A 20,149-nucleotide genomic window follows, 5' to 3' on the forward strand; every position below is an offset into this window, starting at 1 on the left:
CCTCAAAGAAGCCACTTGGGAGTTTATAAAGGACTTCTCAGAGGGAAAAGACTGGTTAAGGCCATTTTTTGTCGGTGCTGTCAATGCGTAAGTTCTATATTACTTTTCTGGTGACGGTGGTGTCAGCGTTGCCACGCCGGTTTCCCGATTGATGAGGATAGGATAGGCGGTTTTAGGGTGTTGAAGTAAACGGTCAACACTCTCCTGACGTGCCAATGCCTGAAAAGAGACAGGGACTGTGTCCGGCAACTCATTAGCCTGCCTCATTCGCTGCTCTTCGGTAACCACGCTGTTGTAAAGGGGAATAACCGCTTTGATCGTCTCAGCAAGGCTGACCTGCTTAAGGACATTAGCAAACACCGCAGGCCCGTAAGTCTCTGAGGGAAAGGTCTGCTTTTGCAATTGCTTAAGACGGTGGCTCACCCAAAGGGCCTTATTATGACTGTCAAGCTGCTTGAACCCTGCAACCAGGGCGCTACCGTCTGTGGGCGTATAAAGTCGAATCATCGCGCCAAGGGCTGCCAGGGCAAGGCGTTCATTCTCTGACAAGGGCTGCGTATTGAGTCCGAGCCTCTGTGCCCGCCGTTTCAAATAAAGCCGCATGAGGTTTTGTGTATCCCCTTCAAAGACGCTTACCAACAGCCCGTGAAGGTCGTTGATTGCTTCAAAGGTGTGTTGATCAAGGTATAAAGAACCGGGGCCAGAAAGGTGACCACGGAAACCGGCAATATTAACAACCCAGTAACTGTACCATAGATCAACATCCCCTCTGCTTAACTGCCTGCTGCGGATACCCTGCTCCAGATAACCGTACATGGAGAGAGAACCCTCATTGTAAAGCATATGACGAAGATGGCTGTCAGGCATAAACACAACCTTAAACAGCGCTTTTGCCTCGGGATATTGACTGATGACCTGATGGGCCAAGGGGTAAATATCGTCGGCATGGGGTGCCGTTGCCGTTAAAAATTGTACGCTGTCCGGTGGGACAGCTCTGCCCAGGTAGGGGGTGGCACGTCGGATGGCTTCAGGGGATCGGGATACACCGCTAATAATACTGGCTGCTGCCAATACGTCATAGTGCGCCTTGTTCATGGCCTTAATGGGATGGGATAATGCCTCAAAGCCGGACTTGCTCAAAATGGCACGGTTCCCAGCCAAAACCTGAGGCCCAACGAAAGCCTGGTAATCAGCAGGTGTCCCCGACCGAAGTCGTTGAAGGTTATACAACCGGGATAAAGCTCGAGGCACTTCAGGGTGAATGTCCGTTCTGCCTGCCGCCTCCGGTGTATAAAACTGACTCTCTTCCACCCACGCCAGCTGTTCAAGTTGCGCGTCACTGAGAACCAACTGTTGACCATAGTGCTTATAAGCAAAGGCTCGAATACGCTCAATAGCGCCTGACGCCGCTGGGGGGGGCGATTGCAAAATAGCTCCTGACGCCGTTGGGGGGGGCGATTGCAAACGCGACTCACAGGCGGTCAGAAGATAGAGGCTGATCAATAAAAAAAGCGGTTGGTATATTATTTTCATGGCTGCGCAGATAGTTGCTTTTATTTCCTGTTTGACCGCCAGTCTAGTAAAGAATCCAGAGCAGCATTGACTTTTCCGCCTCTTTAAAACGATGTCTCAAAAGCCTGTTACCTGTATTGATTATTACCCTACTCCATCTAGCGCCGCAAGCCCCGCACAGGAACAGTCTCAAGGAGCCTGCCGGACTTATGCTTTCGAGCATAAAATTCAGTAGGGCGAGTCAGAATTTTCGATCAATTTGTGCGAATAGTTGACCTATTTATTAAGCAAATTGATCGGAAATTCTGGCCGCACTTTCTCGCACTTTCTCGCACTTTCTCGCACTTTCTCGCACTTTCTGGATTTTAGGCCGAAATTGTCTTAAGTCCGACAGGCTCCTGGGTATTAACAGAAACCTTCCAGTTTAATGGGAGTTAGCGTAATGACCAGCTATATTGCCTCGGGATCAGTCATTCCAGCTTTATCGACGGTTGCAGCCCATAAATGATTGTGAACAGCTTCTTAACCCTGTTCATGGGGCTGTTGCCGGTTTATGATGCACGGTGCCAGAACACAGTATCCTGACTATAGCATTGACTGAACCTGTCATCCTCCATGGATTTAACGTTGTTGATGCCAGGAGCCTGTCGGACTTATGCTTTCGAGCATAAGTCCGACAGGCTCCTGGCGTTCATACTGACCAAACCACACCCCAACCCCCCGGATAATTGTCCATCGAATTATTCGGTCAAATGAACCAAAGGAATATATTCAGTATGACCTTTCTTTCAACACAGGCTTTACAAAAATGGCCCACCAGTAAAATGCTGTGTACCCTCAGTTTTCTGGCGGCATATACAGTGCCTGCGGCCTATGCTGAAACTTACGACCAATGTCTTTTACGAGGGATAAAATCAGCTGATGGTACCCTGACCCTCCAGGCGCTTCGTGCCCAGTGCCTGAGCGCAACCGGTCACGAAGCAGTTCCGGCTGATAACGGAAAAAGTGAGGAAAATGAAAACAAAGACTTGCTGGCAGACAGAATAAAAAGTGAACGGGCCACTCGGAACAACCCCTTTACTATCTCACCCCATAAGCCCAATTACCTTCTACCATTATCCTATGCGACGAGTATTGATCATGATCATTGGGGGACGGATAATGGAAATTTGCAGGGTCATCTTTCCCCGGCAGAAATCAAATTTCAAATCAGCATCAAAGCACCTGTGGCAACAGGAATTTTTCAAGGGAAGGGCGATCTGTATGTAGCCTATACCAATACTTCCTGGTGGCAGGCGTATAATATTGATAATTCATCACCCTTTCGTGAAACAAACCATGAACCCGAAGCCTTTCTGATTTTCCCCATGCATCAGAATGTGTTTGGGCTAAATCTCAGGGCAACGGCTGTGGGTATCAGTCATCAGTCTAATGGGCGCGCAGGGGGATTATCACGCGGCTGGAACAGGGTATATGCGAATTTTATCCTGGAGAAGGATAATTTTTACATGAGTTTTAAACCCTGGTGGAGAATCCCCGAAAAGAAAAAGGAATACCCCGGCGACGCAGAAGGCGATGATAATCCAGATATTGTTGATTATATGGGGTATGGAGAGCTGCATTTCGGCTACAAAATGGGCGACTATAATCTGGGACTGATGGTACGCAATAATCTACGCTCTGAAAACAAAGGCGCCATCCAGCTGGATTGGACTTTTCCCATCAACCAACGCTTTAAAGGATACGTCCAGTACTTTAACGGGTATGGCGAAAGCCTGATTGATTATAACGACAGTGTCAGCCGAATCAGTGCGGGAATTATGCTGACAGACTGGTTATAAACGGTTTAAATCCGGCTTTTTTGCAGCAGGTCAGTGTTAAGTCAGCTACCTGCACAACCCATACGTTCACAACCACCACTGCCACGACCGTTTGTCAGCTAAGCTCTGCCACTGAACCGTTATAACCACCACCTGATCACCGCAAGCAACATCAACAAGTATTTCTCAAAACGCAAAGCCGTCAGGCTCCTAGGAGCCTGTCCGAGAATAGACTACCCTACTGCGGTTGCGATAAATTGGTCTAAAAATTCCTGTTTCTTCGTCAAATAGCCCCACTATTATCCTCAGAAGCAGAAATTTTTATCCTCAATTTCTCGTAATCCTCGCTACGGGCGCTATTCTCGGTCAGGCTCCTAGCAATCAGAGAGACACAGCGCTTTATCTTGTTATTCTCATAAAATTAGCCGCTTGTCGCACATTACAGTCACCATTATCCGTAAAAACCCTGATTCTGCCTTTGACTTTTCACCCTTATTCTATCTGAATAAGATCATTTCTGATGGGGAATAACTTATACCACAGCACTCTTTAACTTAAGTTAACTTTGCCCCCTTGGGCTGCGCCAGCAATTTTGCCGCAATGAGAAAAGCCAGTGGATATTACACAAAACAGAAAGTTGTAACCAGGAGCCTGTCGGACTTAAGACAATTTCGGCCTGAAATCCAGAAAGCGCGAGAAAGCGCAAGAAAGTACGGCCAGAATTTCCGATCAATTTGCTTAAATAGATCAACTATTCGCACAAATTGATCAGAAATTCTGACTCGCCCTACTGAATTTTATGCTCAAAAGCAAAGTCCGACAGGCTCCCAGCAATTGAAATAGCAAGGATTATTAGCAACAAGAATTATGCACATTTCTTTTCGAGCCTTGGTGGCTTTGGTCACACTACCTTTTATCACCAACAGCGTTTCACAAGAGCCAGCCCCTGGCATTGTCCCTTCTGCCAGTAATACCTGTTTCCATGTCATGACAGGTAACACCAGAAAGCCCGATCAGGAGACCGCATTTACTACGCTGTTATCGGCACTGAGCCGGTCAATACTTGCCTACCGTTTGGATACTGAGTACACAGAACGAAAGTCCAATTCTACCAACACGCGCAATGCCCGTGTATTTATTAACTACGAGCAGGGTACCGTGCATCTCGAAGCAGGAGATGAGGGTGAGTTGCGCTCTGCCATTATTGCTTTACTGCTGACACCCTGGAGTCCAGAAACCATCGAAGAATTTTCGGTAAACGATATGCCCGCTAACGCGTTGCCGACACTGTTCGGACAGGTGCTAGACCAGGATCAAAAACCTGTGAGGGGGTATGCCGGGGCGGCGTACTTTGCTGACCACCTCCTCAATAACAAGCTACGTTCATCGCTGCAGGCAAAGGGAACTGTGTACAGTATAGCTATTGACCTGGTACCTGATCACAACCTTGAAGAAAAGTACCAGTACTCAAGCATTATTAAGCGCTCTTCCTACCACTACAATATCGATGCCAGTTTACTCTATGCAATTATTAGCACGGAAAGCAACTTTAATCCCCTTGCAACAAGTCATGCCAATGCCTACGGCTTGATGCAGGTTATTCAGCATACAGCAGGTAAAGATGTCTTTTCACTCGTGAAAAACCGGCTGGATATGCCGACCAAGGAGTACCTGCTTAAACCCCGGAATAACATTGATACAGGAGCTGCGTACTTACACTTGCTCAGTACTCGTTATCTTAAGGATATTGAACACCCTTTGTCGTTAAAGTACGCAACAATCTCTGCATATAATGGTGGCGCAAGCAGAGTTTTTCAGACCTTTGGGGATGGAAAAAGACAGGCAATATCGACCATTAACAATATGCTCCCTGAAGATGTTTACCAGGCGCTGACGAAGGATCACCCAAGCATGGAATCACGCCAGTACCTTGAAAAAGTCATTTCTGCCCAAGAGCAGTTTTATCGGGATATTGCCGTTTTATAAAACCGCCACAGACCGACACGGTTTTTTAACCCGAGTTCAGGTTCATAGAACCCCTTGAGTTATGCAATGTCCGCCTCAAGCGATCTGAGAGTACTTCTCTTTGTTGTTATCATTGATAGCACCCGTTGTTTTTTGCTGCTGTTGGACAATAACAGCGACAACAATAATGATAAGCCCAATAAAAGTTGAAGGGGCTATGGACTCACCCAGAACCCATGAAATAAACAGCAATGACAAAAACGGAGAAATAAAAATTAAATTACTGATACGGGCAATATGTGTGGCTTTTTTCAGTGCCGTTAGCCAAAGTACAAACGTGATACCCATTTCAAATAAACCGACATAGATCGCTCCAGCTATCCCCTGCCACTGGATAGAAAACCCGCCCGCATAAATGTTGGCAAAAATGATCAAGGGCATGGAGCACAAAAAACACAGCAGCAGGCTGACCACAGGATCATCGGTGTTGCGAGTGTTATACACCCAGTACAGCGCCCATAACAGTGTACTGGTTAAGGCCAGGGTGACTCCCAGAGGACTGTTAAAATTCAGCGCCATAAGATTACCGCCTGTGGCAATAATCAACGCGCCGGTATAACCAAGACAGCAGGCCAACATATCAATTTTGGTCAGCTTCTGGTTCAGAAGAGGTACAGCAAGGAGGGTCAAGGTCAGTGCCCACGTATAATTAAGGGGCTGAGCCTGTTGAGCTGGCAGCAAGTCATACGCCTTAAATAACACGATATAGTACAAGAAGGGGTTAAGCAGCCCCATCAGGAGATAATAGAATGGCTTTTTTTTAAAAGCGAGCACCACCTGATGCCAACGTTGCTGGTAACTGACCCATAGGCTAAGTGTGATAACCGAGGTTATGCTGGCAAATAAGACTAATTGAACAGGGGTTAAATAGTTAAGACTGATTTTGAAAGCGGTAGCCACTGTCGACCACAGCAATACAGCGGATAAACCAAATAACATGGCCTGACGCTGGGAATTTTTTACCATCAGGAATACCTTTTTAGAAAGACCTTGACAAGACGTAGCCGGTTATTGATTCGGCATGGGTTATTTTCCGGGAAGGGAGGGTAAAGCTTTCCTGAAAGCGCTTCTTTGATAGTTATCAATAATGCGCTAGAAAAAAAGCACCCCGGGAGCCTGTCGGACTTAAGACAATTTCGGCCTAAAATCCAGAAAGCGCGAGAAAGCGCGAGAAAGCGCGAGAAAGCGTGGCAACAGTAACGACCTCACCCAAGGCGTTCGCTCACTGACAAGACGTCTTAATCATCGGGACATACTTTAATGACTGCTTTCCCACATTGACTCCAGTATCGGATAAAAAGGCCTCCCTGTTTTCGGCCTTTCAATGTGCTGCCAATAAGCCACATGAACCTTCTCACTGTGCCACTGGGGAATCATATAGATACCCCACAGTAAAAGCCGGTCTAAAGCCCGACCTGTGGTGACCATATCGTCATAACTGAGGGGCTGACGCAGCCGGTTGACCAGCGCATCGATAGCGGGGTGCTTGACCCCTGCCAGATTGTTGGAGTGTCGCTCATCTGCCGCCTGGCTGCTCCAGCTATTGGCTTGCTCAGCACCTAAAAAGGGGGAGTGGAAAAAACACCAGCTGACCATATCGAAATCGAAGGTTTTTATCCGGTTACGGTATTGACTGATATCGAGGGTTTGAATTTTAACCTGAATGCCAATACTTGCCAGCGCTTTTCGAAACGGCATGATAAGACGCTCCGCCTCAAAAGAGTCAGCAAGAATCGTAAACGTAAAGGGCTTTCCCGTTATTTCGTGCGCCATTTTGCCGTTACTGAGCCGCCAGCCGGCTTGGGCTAACAAGGCAATGGCTTTACTTTTACTGGCACGATCACAACCACTGCCGTTGCTGTCAGGTAGAGCAGGCACTGTGGTGAAAAAACAGGCAGGTAACGTCTGTTGATAGGGTTGTAACAATGCCAACTCTGCCGCGGAGGGCAAGCCGGTAGCCATCATTGGGGTATGGGCAAAGAAACTCCGCGTGCGTTGTGCGTGGCCGTGCATCAGGTGCTGGTTAATCCATTGGAAATCGTAGAGATGCAGCAAGGCTTCCCGAACACGCCGGTCCTGAAACAGTGAGCGGCGCGTATTAAAGACCAGCCCCTTCATGCCCGGCGGGCGAAGAAAGGGCAGCGTTTCTTTGATCACCTGCTTTTTTCTGGTCGCATCAAAGGTAAACTGCTCGTGCCAGGCTTTAGCGTCGAAGACATAGCTGATATCCACCTGACCAATTTTAAAGGCTTCTCTGGCCGTTTGCAGGTTACGGTAGTAGTTCACATGAATCCGGTCGAAATTATACAGCCCCTTGCGTGAGGCTAACTCCCCACCCCAGTAGTTTTTGACACGTTCATAGGTAATAGATTGCCCAAGCTTGACGGCGCTGACTTTCATAGGGCCACTCCCAACAGGGGGCAGAGTTAAGGCTACATTAAAGGGCTGGTTTTTCCAGATATGTTTAGGGAACACCGGTTGAAAAGCAATGGCGGCCAGTGCTTTTTTACCCGCGTCTTCCCCGAGATGAAAGGTCACTTTATAAGGCGTATTGGCTGTGGCACTGATAACGTCGCGCAGGTTATTTCGGGCAAGGGGGGAGCCTTGCTGTTTAAGCAAATCAAAGGAGAAAACAACATCATCAGCCGTCAATGGTTTGCCATCATGAAATCGGGCATGTTCGTGCAGATCGAAGGTCACCCACTTGAAAGATGCAGGGTAATGCAGTTGCCTGGCCAGTAACGGGTAGAGCGTAAAAGGCTCATCGGCAGAGCGAGTCATTAGCCGATCATAGACCCAATAAAGCCCATAAGCCGCTCGCCCTTTACTGTTGAACTGATTCAGCGTGTCGTAAGTACCCAGTTCCGCCAGATTAAGAGTGCCACCTTTGGGCGCATTCGGATTGACGTAATCATAGTGAGAAAAGTTATCAGGGTATTTGGCCTCACCAATGAGGGAGAAGGTCGAGGTAGAGAAAACAGGTATCTGTGACTGCTCAGCCCCTGTGTTTTCACAGGTCAGGGCAACCAGCAACACGATCAATTTATGGCTGGGATTTTTTTTGGGGTATTTTTTTGACCGTGTTAACGGGATAAACATTTTTATTATTACAGTAAGCCCTGTGGATGCCCAGGAGCCTGTCGGACTTAAGGCAATTTCGGCCTTAAACCCAGAAAGAGCGGCCATATTTTCCGATGAATTTGCTTAAACAGGTCAACTATTCGCACAAATCCATCGAAAAATCTGACTCGCTCTACTGAATTTTATGCTCGAAAGCTTAAGCCCGACAGGCTCCTAGTGCTGTTAAGCGCTAATACCCATACAGTCGTCATTCCCGCGAAGGCGGGAATCTACCAGAAAATGAACTCCTGTTTTCGCCGGAGTGACCAAGGTGATGGTTGTATGTCTATTAACGCTTGTTTGCACTAGTTTCTGTCTTCAATAGTAGACGCCAACTGGTTTTACTGCTGATTTTTTAACCACAATTGAGCCGTTGAGCGCTGTTTCTTCCACGGGGAACGAACCTTCCAACAGGTTAAAAGCGATCAACGGCTGAATTCAGGGTTAAAGATGGTGGAGCATACCCAAAATACCAGGCCAATACCCACGTCGCGCTATGGCAAGGCAGCCGTAAAATATCCCGTAAAATACCCTCCAGGTATCACTGCTCTGTTTTCTTCAGCCTGAAGCCCCCGGGAATCCCAAGGGTTATATCACTTTTTGGGTGACAACAACAGGTAAGAATACGTCCGTCAGGGACAAAGGCAATGGGTTCGACAACGTACTCTATCTCTCCTTCCAGTAATGTTACCTGACAACTACCACAGAAGCCTTCGCGACACTGGTACTCTACGTCCACTTTATGTGATTCAAGTGCTTCCAGCAACGTCAACTCAGAGCGAGGTATAAAGCTGAAACCGTCCATAATTTTCACAATATGGGCCATAGAGTGCTCCGCGATCAGTGGGTGTTAGGGTTATAGTGAGAAGTCACTGAAGTCTTCGGACTTCACATCGCTGTCTACCTGTCCTACCAGATACGAGCTGACTTCAACCTCCTGGGGGGCAACCTGGACATTATCACTGTTTAGCCAGCTGTTTATCCAGGGCAGTGGGTTTTGTTTGATGCCAAACGGCGCATCAAAACCAATAGCCGTCATACGCTGGTTGGTAATGTATTCGACGTACTGGCCCAGAATATCTTTGTTTAAACCAATCATGGAACCATCACGGAACAGGTAGTCCGCCCAATCTTTTTCCTGCTCAGCCGCAGTGATAAAAATATCATGGGCCTCCTGGCGGAGTTCCCGGGCAATGTCTGCCATTTCCGGGTCATCCTTGCCCTCAGCCATGATTTGCAGCATGTGTTGGGTGCCGATCAGGTGCAAGGCTTCGTCACGGGCAATCAGCTTGATAATTTTGGCATTGCCTTCCATGGTAGAACGCTCAGCAAAAGCAAAACTGCAGGCAAAGCTGACATAGAAGCGGATCGCTTCAAGCACATTGACAGAAACCAAGGTCAAATACAGCTTGCGTTTGAGGTCTTTGACAGACACGGCCACTCTTTTGCCGTTCACGGTATGGACACCTTCACCGAGCTGATTGTACAGATTAATACCGCTGATCAACTCGTCATAGTAACAGGTAATATCATTAGCCCGTTCAATGATGGCCTTGTTAGTGACAATATCATCAAACACCTCACTGGGTTCCGTGACAATATTGCGGATAATATGCGTATAGGAGCGTGAGTGAATCGTCTCACTGAAGGCCCAGGTTTCAATCCAGGTTTCCAGCTCAGGTATGGAAACAACCGGCAGTAGAGCGATATTCGGTGACCGCCCCTGCACGGAGTCCAACAACGTCTGGTATTTCAGATTGCTGAGAAAAATGTGCTTTTCATGCTCAGGCAATGCAGCAAAATCCCGACTGTCTGTGGACAGGTCAACTTCTTCGGGGCGCCAGAAAAACGACAGCTGTTTTTCGATTAGTTTCTCAAAGACAGGGTACTTCTGAATATCGTAGCGGGCGATATTCACATTACGGCCAAAGAACATGGGTTCTGCCGTGGCGTCAAAAAACGTCTGATTAAATGTTGTGTAGCTCATGAGTTGGAGTTCATCCAAGACAGCATTGCTGCCACGCTTCTGGTTTTAGTAATGGACCGAATACCGGTCGCCTGATCAAGGCTAACCGGTTAACACCTCAGACCTTGGCAATCTGATTAAATCTTGCAGGCACCGCCGACACAGCCATCATCAAGATCATGCTGGGCATCCGACGCACCATCGCGGGTGTTATGGTAATACAGTGTTTTGACCCCCAGCTTGTAGGCCGTCAGCAAATCCTTGAGTAACAGTTTGACGGGAACTTTACCCCCCTCAAAATGACCGGGGTCATAATTGGTGTTAGCAGAGACAGTCTGGTCGACAAATTTTTGCATAATAGCCACCAGTTGCAGGTAACCGTCATTGCCCCTGATATCCCATAACAGTTCATAATTATCACGAAGCGCTTCAAAGTCAGGGACTACCTGTTTGAGGATACCGTCTTTGCTGGCTTTAACACTGACAAAGCCCCGTGGCGGCTCAATGCCATTGGTGGCATTGCTGATCTGTGATGAGGTTTCTGAAGGCATTAATGCCGTCAGGGTCGAGTTACGCAAACCACTCTCACGAATATCGGTACGCAGGCTTTCCCAGTCCAGGTGCAGAGGCTCATCGCAAATAGTATCGAGATCCTTTTTATAGGTGTCGATAGGCAAGATGCCCTGGGCGTAGGTGGTTTCATTAAATCGGGTACAGGTACCAGCCTCTTTTGCCAGCTTGTTCGAGGCTTTAAGCAAGTAATACTCAATGGCCTCAAAGGTACGGTGTGTCAGCCCGTTGGCTGAACCATCAGAATAGCGCACGCCATTTTTCGCCAGGTAATTGGCAAAGTTAATGACGCCTACACCCAATGGACGACGAGCCATTGTGGCATTGCGAGCAGCAGGGAGAGGGTAATCCTGATAATCGAGCAGGCTATCGAGTGCGCGCACCAGAAGTTCAGCAAGGGCTTCCAGTTCGTCCAGACTACTCAGTGCGCCCAGGTTAAACGCTGCCAGTGTACACAAGGCGATTTCACCCGCTTCGTCAAGGGTATGGGCTAACGGCTTGGTCGGCAGGGCAATTTCAAGGCAGAGATTGCTTTGACGAACCGGTGCGACTGTCGGATCGAAGGGACTATGGGTGTTACAGTGATCAACATTCTGCAAGTAAATACGACCGGTGCTGGCACGCTCTGAAGCAAACAGGGAAAACAGTTCAATGGCTTTGAGGGTTTTCTTGCGAATGCTATCATCTTGCTCGTACTTTACGTACAGCTGTTCAAATGTTTCCTGGTCTTCAAAGAAAGCATCGTACAGGCCAGGCACATCACTCGGCGAAAACAGGCTGATCGTACCACCTTCAATCAGACGCTGGTACATCAGCTTGTTAAACTGAACACCGTAATCAATATGGCGCACCCGATTTTCTTCTACCCCCCGGTTATTTTTCAGCACCAGGAGATTTTCTGCTTCATAGTGCCAAATTGGATAGAACAAGGTGGCCGCGCCACCGCGCACGCCACCTTGAGAACAAGACTTCACGGCAGTCTGGAAGTGCTTGTAGAAAGGAATACAGCCAGTATGGAAAGCTTCGCCGTTTCGTATGCAACTACCAATAGCGCGAATACGCCCCGCGTTAATACCAATACCCGCACGCTGGCTAACATATTTAACGATAGCGCTGGATGTCGCGTTAATAGAGTCCAGGGAGTCACCACACTCAATCAATACGCAGGAGCTGAACTGGCGGGTCGGTGTACGAACACCAGCCATGATCGGTGTCGGCAGTGAAATCTTGAAGGTGGAGGAGGCATTATAAAACCGGCGTATATAGTCCATGCGGCGAGTTTTGTCATAGCTGGCAAACAGGCAGGCGGCGATCAGCATGTACAGTATTTGTGGACTCTCAAAATATTCACCCGTCACCCGGTTTTGTACCAGGTATTTACCTTCGAGCTGCTTGACGGCAGCATAGCTGAAGTTCATGTCGCGACTGTGATCCAGGTAGCTGTCCATCTCATCAAATTCAGCCTCACTGTAATCAGTCAGCAGGTGACTGTCGTATTTTTTGAGCTCTACCAGGCGCGTTACCTGTTGATAAAGGCGAGGGGGTTCAAACTGACCATAAGCTTTTTTCCGCAGGTGGAAAATCGCCAGGCGAGCCGCCAGGTATTGATAATCGGGTGCCTGCTCAGAAATAAGGTCAGCGGCCGACTTTATCAAGGTTTCATGGATATCCGTAGTCTGTATGCCATCATAGAACTGAATGTGCGATTTCAACTCAACTTCAGAAACAGACACATTGCTCAGTCCACTGGCTGCCCAGGTGATTACCCGGTGAATCTTTTCAAGATCCAGCTGTTCCTGTCCTCCGTCACGTTTACTGACCAGGATGTTTTTGTTCATCAAATCCGTACCTGTAGACTCAATCGATGGTGGCTATGAAGTAGAGCGATGGTGGCAGACATATTCCCGTGCGACAGACATCCAACATGCACGAGAGCTATTCAGTAAGATTCCCCTCATTTTGACGGGCATACTGAGAAGCAGTCTTAAAAGTCATGCTCCTACCGCGGCTACGATAAATGGGTCTAAAAAGTCGCTTTTGTTCATCAAATAGTCCCGCTATTCTCCTCACAAAAGTGACTTTTTATCCGCCATTTCTCGCGGTCCTCGCTAAGGGCAGACTTTTAAGACTGCTTCTGAGAGAAAATCACCCGCAGGCCTGTCTGCTGGTCCAGTGGGTGAGCATTCATCCCTGATGTGGGTGTCACAATCCTCTATAGACACTATATATGGTATGACAGCCTCATTCATATACACAAGATAATGCGCCATGCCCGGAATTTCAAGGGGACAAATACGGTTTGTACTCTGGCAATTTTGAACCGGTTAGTGGTTGCAAACTTGCTGTCAACGGACGGAATCAAGGCCACTTTTTTTCAAGGGGTCTCAAAACAGGGCATTTTTTTTATAATGGTTGCGTATAACTAACGGGTTTCTCTATTTTTTCTTTTTTCGTACAGGATTACCAGCCTTTCGGAATTTATTGTTACTACCTGTTGTCAAATCAGGACTGAGACAGGCAGGTAGTGTTAAAATGCCCTGTAAATGACAACAGTTTACAAAAGTGTGAAAAAAGCAATGGCTTTAGAGAGTGAAGCAGGGCGCGTCCTGATTGTAGAAGATGATGAACGTCTGGCTAATTTGACACGGGAATATCTGGAAAACAACGGATTACAGGTATCCATCGAAAGTAATGGCGCCAAAGCTGTGGACCGCATTTTAACTGAGCGACCGAACCTGGTGGTATTGGATTTAATGCTGCCTGGTGAAGATGGTGTGTCTATTTGCCGACGTGTCCGTGGTCAGTTTAAAAACCCTATTTTAATGCTGACAGCCCGTACCGATGATCTTGATGAAGTGCTGGGTCTGGAAATGGGGGCCGATGACTATGTGGCTAAACCTGTCCGCCCACGGGTACTGCTGGCACGAATTCGTGCATTATTGCGCCGCAAAGCGCCGGGGACTGGATCGGAGCAGTCAACAAGGCATTCTCGCCTGCATTTTGGCCCACTGATGGTGGATAATGCCATGCGGGAAGCCTGGCTAAACGGCAACAGCATTGAGCTGACCAGCGCTGAATTCGATCTGCTCTGGTTATTATGCTCAAATGCCGGGCGAGTGCTTAGCCGTGAAGAGATTTTTTCCTGCTTGAGAGGGATTGAATACGATGGTCAGGACCGCTCCATTGATGTGCGCGTTTCCCGCATCCGTCCAAAAATAGGCGATGACCCCATGCACCCCCGTCTGATAAAAACCGTTCGCAGTAAAGGCTACCTTTTTGTGAAAAGTGGGTGACCGTGAGCAGTATATTTTTACGTATATACGGCGGTTTGCTGTTTTCGCTGGTGCTGGTCTCGCTGTTGTCAGGGATTACAGTATCTATTGTTAATAGCTCCCGGCTGGCGGACTACCGCGAATCTATGGTGAAAGGGACACTCAAGCTGGTTGCTGAGAAAGTCACCCGGTTACCTGAACATGAGCGCCAGTCATGGCTTGACTACTGGGGTCACCGGTTATCAATACCCTTCTCTCTGGTTAACAGCGCGGATGTCACCCTCAGTGACGCTAACAAAGACCGGCTGCACCATTGGCAGGTGGTGATTAACATGCTTGATGACAACCAGGCACTCGTGTACACCCAGGTTGAGCCAGGCACTCTCCTGAAGGGGCAGGTGGACTCAATTTCTGAGGCCATGATGACAGGCACCATGAGCTTACTGCAGACGTTGATGGCAGATATCCCTGAGCAAAAGCGTTTTGACACAATGGCGTCACTTCAGGAAAAAGCCTTCAATTATCAGGCGCGCCTTTTAACGTTAGCAGAGACTGGCCTGAAACAACCCTTGCTGGTGAATCAATTGCGCCAGGGGAATGTTGTCACCCTCGTAGATAATGCAACGGAAACCATAACGCTGTTCGGGCAGATTCATCACGCTGAAAAGGTGATACGGCTCGGGCCTGTTGAGCTACTGAACCCTTATCCACCACAACTGGTCATTACCATAGGGCTATTTGTCCTGCTGTCGTTGAGCCTGACCATTTATACCCTGGTGAGGGGAATAGAGCGGCGGCTTCGAAAACTTGAACGCGCGGCCAAACGGTTCAGCGGCGGAGATTTTGCCGTACGGGTGAATGTTTCCGGCGCGGACTCCATTGGCAGTCTGGCTATGGCTTTTAATGATATGGCCGGTCACATTGAGCGGTTACTGGGCGTTCAGAAAGAAATGATCAGGGGCGTTTCCCATGAGCTACGCACCCCCGTGGCACGGTTGCGTTTTGCTCTGGAGATGATCGCTGACGCGGAGTCAGTTACTGAGCGCGAAATGCAGCTGGCAGGCATGGATAAGGATATCGTCGAGCTTGATACACTGGTGGATGAGTTTCTGACCTATGCCAATCTGGAACAAGGTGCACCCACACTGCGGTTCAAACGCTTGAACGTGGATACCATTGCCGCCCAGGTCGTCAGTGAACACCTGCGGTTACAAAGCCGTATTCAGATAGAGCATTTACCCTGCTCAACCTCTGAGCGGCGGCAGTTCTCTGATATTGATCCGCGCTATCTGCACCGTGCGATTCAAAACCTAGTGGGCAATGCCTGTCGATACGCCGATACCCGGATTCAGGTCAAATTCTCTGCGACTCAGGATAACTGCCGTATTGATGTAGACGATGATGGTCCTGGTATTCCAAAAGAGCAATGGGAGCGGGTCTTTACTGCTTTTTCACGACTTGATGACAGCCGAACCCGTAAATCGGGCGGTTATGGACTGGGATTGTCCATTGTTCAGCGTATTATGTACTGGCATAACGGGCGAGCTAAAGTCAGCCATAGCCCATTAGGTGGCGCACAATTTAGTTTGATTTGGCCGAGGAAACAGAAGTAGCGTTAGAAAAATTCAGAACCAATGCCTCCTAGGAGGCTGACCGAGAATAGACCGCGCTACTGCGGTCGCGATAAATTGGTCTAAAAATTCCTGCTTGTTCATCAAATAGCCCCGCTATTCTCCTCACAAAAGCGACTTTTTATCCTCCATTTCTCGCAATCCTCGCGACGGGCAGACTTTTAAGACTGCTTCTAAAGATCAGGCACAAAAAAACCGACGAAGGGCCGGTTTTTTTGACAATGCCAACAATTAAGCCGAGATCGCCTTAACCTGTGCATTCAGGCGACTTTTGTGGCGAGCAGCCTTGTTCTTGTGGATGATGCCTTTATCAGCCATACGGTCGATTACAGGTACAGCCGCCTGCAGGGCAGCTGTGGCCATAGCATGATCCTTGCTTTCGATAGCACGCAGAACCTTCTTGATGGAAGTACGAACCATGGAACGCAGGCCAGCATTATGTTGACGTCGGTTTTCTGCCTGACGGGCACGTTTTCTAGCGGAGGGTGAATTTGCCACCGTGATGCTCCTGGAAATAAAATTTCAAACAGTCTTAACAGGGAGGCTACGGACACCCTGTCAGGAAAAGTGGGGTTTGCCGCGATAGCTGGCGCACCCCGGGTAAGGCATGCCAGACCATCCCCACTTTCCCTAGAATAATCAAGGGTCAGAATTGTGCCGATTTGCCAGAGTGTTGTCAACGGCGCATAACCTGAGATCGATTAAATCAGGACATTATTCTACTCATCATCAGCCACTCTCCAGAGAGGCCCTGTCTGTAATCATGTCGCACTGACTCACCCGAACACTCCCCGCAACCACATTGAGAATGGGGACTGTTGGCATAAAATGGTTTATCATGAGTCGGCGCGAGCGCGGGCGAAATGAAGAGGATAATAATCATCCCTTGGTTCCCGTCAACATAATGGAAGGATTCTGCTTTTTCGCTACGATCCTGGCTTGCCCCTAGGAGCCTGACCGAGAATAGCGCCCGTAGCGAGGATTACGAGAAATTGAGGATAAAAATTTCTGCTTCTGAGGATAATAGTGGGGCTATTTGACGAAGAAGCAGGAATTTTTAAACCAATTTATCGCAACCGCAGTAGGGTAGTCTATTCTCGGACAGGCTCCTAGCCCGGATATTTCATAAACTGCCCTGAGAATTGCGCAGAGCCGCAAGGAGCAAGCAAGGCCAGGAGCATGTTTATGAAATATCCGGGCTAGCGCTATGTCACAGGAGAAACACCTTGTTTACCCGGGCTTTTCCGGGCGGCTTGATACCACCAGGCGACGAGGAAAGGCTGCTATTTATGGGATATTGGCGCTGTTATGGGCTGATTCTTTGAAACGCAGAAAAAACCATGATTTGCTATTGTTCATTTCACGCAACCCGCGCTCAGGAGCCTTTTAAGAAGCTGATTCTGATCTTTTATGAACAGCTTTCAAGGTAGCCGCATTTCAGAAAATACCCGCAGCTCGTCATTCCTGCGAAGGCAGGAATCCACCACCACAGTGGCCCCCGCCTGCGCGGGGATGACGGCGGTAGACTATAAATTGCCGCTACCTCAGGTTCTGAAGAAAGTCTAATGCGGGTACAAATGTAGTCCATTTTGTAGGACTTACCCAACCCCTATTGACGGCAGTGATACCCACTCTAACCGGAGTTATGCACATGAAAGCCGAGTTTTACACGCAGTTACAAAAACAGCTCGATGGTCTAAAAAAAGAAGGTCTTTATAAGAGTGAACGGATTATCACTTCTCAGCAACAGGCGGATATCAAGGTGGAGTCCGGGGCAGAGGTCCTTAACTTCTGCGCCAATAACTATCTGGGCCTGGCCAATGCGCCTGAGCTGATAGATGCCGGTAAGAAAGCGCTGGATAAGTACGGCTACGGTATGGCTTCTGTGCGGTTTATTTGTGGTACTCAGTCTGTCCACAAGCAGCTGGAAAAACGCCTGTCTGAGTTTCTGGGCATGGAAGATACAATTCTTTATCCCTCCTGCTTCGATGCTAATGGTGGCCTTTTTGAAACCCTGCTCGGGCCGGAAGATGCTATTATTAGCGATGCCCTGAACCATGCCAGTATTATAGATGGTGTACGATTGTGCAAAGCCAGGCGCTTCCGTTATGCCAACAATGACATGGCTGATCTGGAGGTTCGCCTGCAAGAAGCTGACGCGGCCGGTGTTCGCTACAAGCTGATTGCCACCGATGGTGTCTTCTCCATGGACGGTGTGATTGCCAACCTCAAAGGCATCTGTGACCTGGCTGATAAATACAACGCGCTGGTGATGGTGGATGACTGCCATGCCACAGGCTTTATCGGTGAAGCCGGCCGTGGCACCCATGAACACTGTGGCGTGATGGGGCGGGTGGATATTATCACCGGCACCTTGGGTAAAGCGCTAGGCGGTGCTTCTGGAGGGTATACCACCGGTCATAAAGCATTGGTGGACTGGTTGAGAAACCGCTCCCGCCCTTATCTTTTTTCCAACACCTTATCACCGACCATTGCCTCAGCCTCCATCAAAGTATTGGATATCCTGGAAACGGGTGATGAGTTACGCAAACGCTTGAAAGACAATACGGATCACTTCCGTACCGAAATGAGCAAGCTGGGCTTTAAGTTGGCCGGTGCCGATCACCCCATTATTCCTGTAATGCTTGGTGACGCATCCCTGGCAGGTCAGTTTGCTGATAGAATGCTTCAGGAGGGCATTTACGTGATTGGCTTCTCTTTCCCGGTAGTGCCTAAAGGCCAGGCGCGCATTCGGACACAAATGTCCGCTGCTCACACAAAAACGCATATCGACAAGGCCATTGCTGCCTTTGCAAAAGTCGGTCGCGAATTAGACGTTATTCACTGATTTATGATATAAGACAAAAAGTTAAGGGGTGTAATGAAAACACTTGCCAAGCTGAAACCGGAGCCAGGCATCTGGCTGGCCGAAAGGCCGATGCCTGAAGTCGGTTATAATGATTTACTCATAAAAATCCGTAAAACCGCGATTTGTGGTACGGATATTCATATTTTTAACTGGGACGATTGGTCCCAGAAAACCATACCAGTAGGGATGCATGTAGGTCATGAATTCGTTGGAGAAATTGTTGAACTGGGTAAGGGAGTCCAAGGCTTTAAACTTGGGCAACGTGTTTCTGGGGAGGGTCATATTACCTGCGGTCACTGCCGTAACTGTCGCGCTGGCCGCCGCCATCTGTGTAATTTTACCGTAGGCGTAGGCGTCGACCGTGACGGCGCGTTTGCTGAGTATCTGTCCATTCCTGCAGTCAATGCCTTCCCCATACCTGATGATATCAGTGATGACCTTGCTTCTATTTTTGACCCCTTCGGTAATGCGGTACATACCGCATTATCCTTCGACCTTGTTGGCGAAGATGTCTTAATCACCGGCGCAGGCCCCATTGGTATTATGGCAGCGGCAATTTGCAAACACGTGGGTGCTCGCCACGTGGTGATTACCGATATCAACGAGTACCGCCTGGATCTGGCACGTAAAACAGGGGCAACTGCCGCAATAAATGTGGCAAAAGAGTCCCTTAATGAGGTAATGAAACGTCTAGGCATGGTTGAAGGCTTTGATATCGGCCTTGAGATGTCAGGCAATGGACGTGCGTTTCAGCAAATGCTGGAAAACCTGAACCACGGCGGCAAACTTGCCTTACTGGGCATTCCTGCCAGTGATATCACCATTGACTGGAACCAGGTTATTTTTAAAGGACTTGTCATCAAAGGCATTTATGGTCGTGAGATGTTTGAAACCTGGTATAAAATGACCAGTATGTTGCAATCTGGTCTTGACATCTCACCGGTTATTACCCACCGAATGCACGTGGACAAGTTCCATAATGCGTTTGAAATAATGCGTTCCGGGCAATCGGGTAAGGTGATTCTGAACTGGTCATAATTGTCTCAGAGCCAGGCCGCCAAAGTGCCCCCTGCCCTATGGAGGCTGTCGCTAGGAGCCTGTCGGACTTATGCTTTCAAGCATAAAATTCAGTAGGGCGAGTCAGAATTTTCAATCAACTTGTGCGAATAGTTGACCTATTTAAGCAAATTGATCGGAAATTCTGGCCGCGCTTTCTCGCGCTTTCTCGCGCTTTCTTGCGCTTCCTGGATTTCAGGCCGAAATTATCTTAAGTCCGACAGGCTCCTAGGAGGCTGTCCGAGAATAGCGCCCGTAGCGAGGATGGCAGAAAATTGAGGATAAAAAGTCGGAAATTTTTAGTGAAT

The 20,149-nt window shown here is 48.5% G+C and carries 13 protein-coding genes; 6 read left to right on the plus strand and 7 right to left on the minus strand.

The window, feature by feature from the left end; all coding sequences use genetic code 11:
* Positions 1-99 precede the first annotated feature (99 nt).
* Positions 100-1,428, minus strand: coding sequence for a hypothetical protein (locus tag V4C51_RS13580; protein ID WP_330926716.1), 1,329 nt, complete (start codon positions 1,426-1,428; stop codon positions 100-102).
* Between the two features lie 860 nt (positions 1,429-2,288).
* On the opposite strand from V4C51_RS13580, the gene V4C51_RS13585 reads away from it, so the two are divergent.
* Positions 2,289-3,353 carry a phospholipase A gene (locus tag V4C51_RS13585; RefSeq protein WP_330926717.1) on the plus strand — a complete coding sequence of 355 codons (1,065 nt, stop codon included), beginning with the start codon at positions 2,289-2,291 and terminating at the stop codon, positions 3,351-3,353.
* A gap of 846 nt (positions 3,354-4,199) precedes the next feature.
* Positions 4,200-5,318, plus strand: a complete 1,119-nt coding sequence (locus tag V4C51_RS13590; protein ID WP_330926718.1) for a murein transglycosylase domain-containing protein — start codon at positions 4,200-4,202, stop codon at positions 5,316-5,318.
* Positions 5,319-5,393: 75 nt separating this feature from the next.
* On the opposite strand, the gene V4C51_RS13595 is transcribed toward V4C51_RS13590, so the two are convergent.
* The 5 genes from V4C51_RS13595 to nrdA form a co-directional block, all read right to left on the minus strand.
* Positions 5,394-6,323, minus strand: a complete 930-nt coding sequence (locus V4C51_RS13595; RefSeq protein ID WP_330926719.1) for a DMT family transporter — start codon at positions 6,321-6,323, stop codon at positions 5,394-5,396.
* A 291-nt stretch (positions 6,324-6,614) separates the two neighbouring features.
* On the minus strand, positions 6,615-8,543 hold the full coding sequence (locus V4C51_RS13600) for an extracellular solute-binding protein (RefSeq protein WP_330926720.1): 1,929 nt from the start codon (positions 8,541-8,543) through the stop codon (positions 6,615-6,617).
* A 475-nt stretch (positions 8,544-9,018) separates the two neighbouring features.
* Positions 9,019-9,303: a class I ribonucleotide reductase maintenance protein YfaE gene (gene yfaE / locus V4C51_RS13605; RefSeq protein ID WP_330926721.1), complete on the minus strand. Its 285-nt coding sequence runs from the start codon at positions 9,301-9,303 to the stop codon at positions 9,019-9,021.
* A gap of 30 nt (positions 9,304-9,333) precedes the next feature.
* On the minus strand, positions 9,334-10,464 hold the full coding sequence (gene nrdB, locus V4C51_RS13610) for a class Ia ribonucleoside-diphosphate reductase subunit beta (protein ID WP_330926722.1): 1,131 nt from the start codon (positions 10,462-10,464) through the stop codon (positions 9,334-9,336).
* 116 nt (positions 10,465-10,580) lie between these two features.
* The gene (gene nrdA, locus V4C51_RS13615) at positions 10,581-12,851 is read right to left on the minus strand and encodes a class 1a ribonucleoside-diphosphate reductase subunit alpha (RefSeq protein WP_330926723.1); all 2,271 of its coding nucleotides are present in this window, start codon (positions 12,849-12,851) and stop codon (positions 10,581-10,583) included.
* A 705-nt stretch (positions 12,852-13,556) separates the two neighbouring features.
* On the opposite strand from nrdA, the gene V4C51_RS13620 reads away from it, so the two are divergent.
* Positions 13,557-14,306 carry a winged helix-turn-helix domain-containing protein gene (locus V4C51_RS13620; RefSeq protein ID WP_330926724.1) on the plus strand — a complete coding sequence of 250 codons (750 nt, stop codon included), beginning with the start codon at positions 13,557-13,559 and terminating at the stop codon, positions 14,304-14,306.
* A gap of 2 nt (positions 14,307-14,308) precedes the next feature.
* Positions 14,309-15,898, plus strand: a complete 1,590-nt coding sequence (locus tag V4C51_RS13625; protein ID WP_330926725.1) for an ATP-binding protein — start codon at positions 14,309-14,311, stop codon at positions 15,896-15,898.
* Positions 15,899-16,147: 249 nt separating this feature from the next.
* On the opposite strand, the gene rpsT is transcribed toward V4C51_RS13625, so the two are convergent.
* Positions 16,148-16,414, minus strand: coding sequence for a 30S ribosomal protein S20 (gene rpsT, locus V4C51_RS13630; RefSeq protein ID WP_330926726.1), 267 nt, complete (start codon positions 16,412-16,414; stop codon positions 16,148-16,150).
* A 1,153-nt stretch (positions 16,415-17,567) separates the two neighbouring features.
* On the opposite strand from rpsT, the gene V4C51_RS13635 reads away from it, so the two are divergent.
* Both V4C51_RS13635 and tdh read left to right on the plus strand, forming a co-directional pair.
* Positions 17,568-18,764 carry a glycine C-acetyltransferase gene (locus tag V4C51_RS13635; RefSeq protein ID WP_330926727.1) on the plus strand — a complete coding sequence of 399 codons (1,197 nt, stop codon included), beginning with the start codon at positions 17,568-17,570 and terminating at the stop codon, positions 18,762-18,764.
* A 33-nt stretch (positions 18,765-18,797) separates the two neighbouring features.
* The gene (tdh, locus tag V4C51_RS13640; RefSeq protein WP_330926728.1) at positions 18,798-19,823 is read left to right on the plus strand and encodes an L-threonine 3-dehydrogenase; all 1,026 of its coding nucleotides are present in this window, start codon (positions 18,798-18,800) and stop codon (positions 19,821-19,823) included.
* The last annotated feature ends 326 nt before the right edge of the window (positions 19,824-20,149 follow it).

It is taken from the genome of Candidatus Sororendozoicomonas aggregata (assembly GCF_031528575.1).
In the GTDB taxonomy this organism is placed as follows: Bacteria; Pseudomonadota; Gammaproteobacteria; order Pseudomonadales; family Endozoicomonadaceae; genus Endonucleibacter; species Endonucleibacter aggregata.

What these genes read in the sequence shown, in the direction of transcription:
- V4C51_RS13585 (WP_330926717.1), top strand. Translation starts at nt 2,289, where the DNA reads ATGACCTTTCTTTCAACACAGGCTTTACAAAAATGGCCCACCAGTAAA.
- V4C51_RS13590 (WP_330926718.1), top strand. Translation starts at nt 4,200, where the DNA reads ATGCACATTTCTTTTCGAGCCTTGGTGGCTTTGGTCACACTACCTTTT.
- V4C51_RS13595 (WP_330926719.1), bottom strand. Translation starts at nt 6,323, where the DNA reads ATGGTAAAAAATTCCCAGCGTCAGGCCATGTTATTTGGTTTATCCGCT.
- V4C51_RS13600 (WP_330926720.1), bottom strand. Translation starts at nt 8,543, where the DNA reads ATGGCCGCTCTTTCTGGGTTTAAGGCCGAAATTGCCTTAAGTCCGACA.
- yfaE (WP_330926721.1), bottom strand. Translation starts at nt 9,303, where the DNA reads ATGGCCCATATTGTGAAAATTATGGACGGTTTCAGCTTTATACCTCGC.
- nrdB (WP_330926722.1), bottom strand. Translation starts at nt 10,464, where the DNA reads ATGAGCTACACAACATTTAATCAGACGTTTTTTGACGCCACGGCAGAA.
- nrdA (WP_330926723.1), bottom strand. Translation starts at nt 12,851, where the DNA reads ATGAACAAAAACATCCTGGTCAGTAAACGTGACGGAGGACAGGAACAG.
- V4C51_RS13620 (WP_330926724.1), top strand. Translation starts at nt 13,557, where the DNA reads ATGACAACAGTTTACAAAAGTGTGAAAAAAGCAATGGCTTTAGAGAGT.
- V4C51_RS13635 (WP_330926727.1), top strand. Translation starts at nt 17,568, where the DNA reads ATGAAAGCCGAGTTTTACACGCAGTTACAAAAACAGCTCGATGGTCTA.
- tdh (WP_330926728.1), top strand. Translation starts at nt 18,798, where the DNA reads ATGAAAACACTTGCCAAGCTGAAACCGGAGCCAGGCATCTGGCTGGCC.